This window comes from Neorhizobium sp. BETTINA12A (assembly GCF_023006485.1).
In the GTDB taxonomy this organism is placed as follows: domain Bacteria; phylum Pseudomonadota; class Alphaproteobacteria; order Rhizobiales; family Rhizobiaceae; genus Neorhizobium.
Map to the genome: position 1 here is coordinate 1 of NZ_JALBGW010000289.1, position 2,849 is coordinate 2,849.

A 2,849-nucleotide genomic window follows, 5' to 3' on the forward strand; every position below is an offset into this window, starting at 1 on the left:
CCCACCGACTTTCCGAACGGCTCGGCGCGCCCGGCCGCGGGGCAAAGGGCGAGGACAAGGTCAAGCCTCCCGCGCCGCCGAAACCGACGCGGGCAAAGAGCACGGCGGGGCGGTGAGTGTTTTGAGCGCTGTGGTGAGCCCCTCGCTCAGTGCCTAGGATTCGATTGAAATCGGATAACGAAACCAGAAATCCCCGACTTTGCTGGAAATCGTTACAATGCCGACTTCGTGCCAGGCTTGGCGTTTTGCTGAGGCCTTTGCATTAAGGGCTTCGGCGTTTCTTTTTTTCGCAGGCACTGAGATACGCAAGGCCCTAATATACTGATCTTATTGGGTTGACAAATGCTGCCATTTCTGTGGGAACTATAGCAGTCTGCACAATCTGGTCCACATTGCGCATATGCTGGTGCGATGAAGCTTAGAACGAGCCCCAATACTACAATTAATCTTTTCACCCATTCCTCCTTTGGACGCCGAGCGACAACTATGCTTCGCCTGAATAAAAATGTCGATCCTTGAATTTTGAGGGGTCGACCATTTCCGCCTCTCGCATCCCATCGCGATTGACCTCCCCAAATTAATTAGTATACCTTACGATCTCCGGCTGGAGGAGCCGAGGAGGAGGATTTCATGCACGAGATCGATGCCGCCACCGTTGCGAAACGGGAAGAATTTTATGCGCGGCTCAAGCCGCACAACATGGCGCCTCTCTGGGAAGTGATGAAGGGCATGCTGCCGCCCGAGCCGACTTCGAAGGCGCAGGCGCATCGCTGGCGTTACGACGACATCCGCCCGCTGATCCTCGAATCCGGCAATCTGCTGACCGCCGAAGAGGCGGAGCGCCGGGTGCTGATCCTCGAAAACCCCGCCTTCCCGGCCCAGTCGCGGGCCACCTCGACGCTTTATGCCGGCATCCAGATCATCATGCCGGGCGAAGTGGCGCCGGCTCACCGCCACACGCCTTCGGCGCTGCGCTTCATGCTGGAAGGTTCGGGCGCCTATACGACCGTCGGCGGCGAGCGCACCCGCATGGCGTTTGGCGATTTCGTCATCACGCCCGTCTGGGCCTGGCACGACCACGGCAATGACGGTTCCGATCCGGCCGCCTGGCTGGACGGTCTCGACGTGCCGATGATCGCCTTTTTCGAGGCGGTGTTCCGCGAGGATTCCGACGACACCGAACAGGAACTACTTCGGCCCGAAGGCGACTCGCTTGCCCGTTTCGGTTCCGGCATGATGCCGATCGGCGGCACGAGCCCCTATGGCCAGACGACGCCGATCTTCAACTATCCCTATGAGCGCAGCCGCGAAGCCCTCTACCGCGCCTCGCGTGGCGAAGAAATCGACGCCCATATCGGCACGACGCTGCGCTATGCCAACCCGATCGACGGCGGCTGGACGATGCCGACCATGTCGGCCTGGCTCAGTCATTTCCCGAGGGGCATGGAAACCGCGAAGATCCGCTCCACGGACCATATCGTCATGTGCATCGCCGAAGGTACCGGCTCGATCACGATAGGCGCCAAAACCTTCGATTTCGGCCCCAAGGACGTGATTGCCGTGCCCGGCTGGTCATGGCGCTCGTTCAAGGCGAACGAGGACGTCGTCGTATTCTGCTTCTCCGACCGCGTGGCGCAAGAGAAGCTCGGCTATTTCCGCGAAGACCGCACCCGCGTCTGAGCGAACGAGATCAGGGAGAGAAATCATGCGTTTTTGTCGCTATGACGATAATCGTCTCGGCGTGGTCGTCGGCGATCAGGTGAAGGATGTCACGAGCGTCCTCGATCGCCTGCCGAACTACCGTTACCCCTTCCCCCACGGCGACCAGTTCATGGCGCATTTCGCCGAGTTGCGCCCCGCCATGGAAGAGATGGCGAAGACCGCGCCGTCGAAGCCGCTGTCCGAGGTCGCGCTTCTCAGCCCGATCGCCAATCCGGGCAAGATCGTCGGCGCCCCGGTCAACTACCGGCTCCATCTCGACGAAGTGCTGGACAGCGACCAGCTGCATCACGGCATGAAGATCAAGCCGATCGCCGAGGCGGGCGTGTTCCTGAAGGCGGTGAGCTCGCTGGTCGGCCCCTCGGAAGGCGTCGTGGTCGACTGGGCAGACCGGCGCACCGACCACGAGATCGAACTTGCCGTGATCATCGGCAAAAAAGGTTTTCGCGTGTCGGAAGCCGATGCGCTGGATTACGTCGCCGGTTATGCGATCTGTTACGACATCACCATCCGCGGCCCTGAAGAGCGCAGCTACCGCAAGTCGCTCGACACGTTCAGCGTGCTCGGACCGTATGTGGTCACCGCAGACGAGATCCCGAACCCGAACAATCTCGATTTCGAACTGACGATCGGCGGCGAGAGCCGGCAGAAGTCGAACACCAGCATGCTGATCTTCAACGTCCAGAAGCTGATCGAATTCGCCAGCAAGGCCTACACGCTTTATCCGGGCGACATCATCATGACCGGCACGCCGGAAGGCGTCGCCCCGATCGCTCCCGGCGACGTGCTGCACGGCAGGTTCGAAGGCATCGGTTCGATGGACGTGAAGGTCTACGGCAACTGGGACAAGACATGAGTTCGGAGCCGAACCCATTGGCAGAAAGGGACGGCCATGCCGTCCTTCTCGACGGTGTCGTCGGCATCCGCATCCGCCGCCTGCAGGCGCTGTTCGGCATCCACTGGCAGAACTGGTTTCGCGCCCGCTCGCTCGCCGTCACGCCGGTCCAGGGCGGCGTGCTGCTCCTGATCCGCCGTTACCCCGGCATCAGCCAGATCGCGCTCGCAAGGCGGCTGCGCATCGAACCGCCGACGCTGGTCCAGACGCTTAGCCCCCTCATCAAACTAAAACT

At 61.0% G+C, this 2,849-nt stretch carries 2 protein-coding genes and 1 pseudogene; all 3 read left to right on the plus strand.

The genetic code is table 11. The annotated features are described in order from the left end of the window. The first annotated feature begins 630 nt into the window (after positions 1-630). Positions 631-1,680 carry a gentisate 1,2-dioxygenase gene (gene gtdA / locus MOV61_RS29375; protein WP_247139111.1) on the plus strand — a complete coding sequence of 350 codons (1,050 nt, stop codon included), beginning with the start codon at positions 631-633 and terminating at the stop codon, positions 1,678-1,680. A 25-nt stretch (positions 1,681-1,705) separates the two neighbouring features. Continuing rightward, the gene (locus MOV61_RS29380) at positions 1,706-2,575 is read left to right on the plus strand and encodes a fumarylacetoacetate hydrolase family protein (protein ID WP_247139112.1); all 870 of its coding nucleotides are present in this window, start codon (positions 1,706-1,708) and stop codon (positions 2,573-2,575) included. A 17-nt stretch (positions 2,576-2,592) separates the two neighbouring features. Then, a pseudogene (locus tag MOV61_RS29385) lies at positions 2,593-2,849 on the plus strand (MarR family transcriptional regulator); the annotation flags it as partial.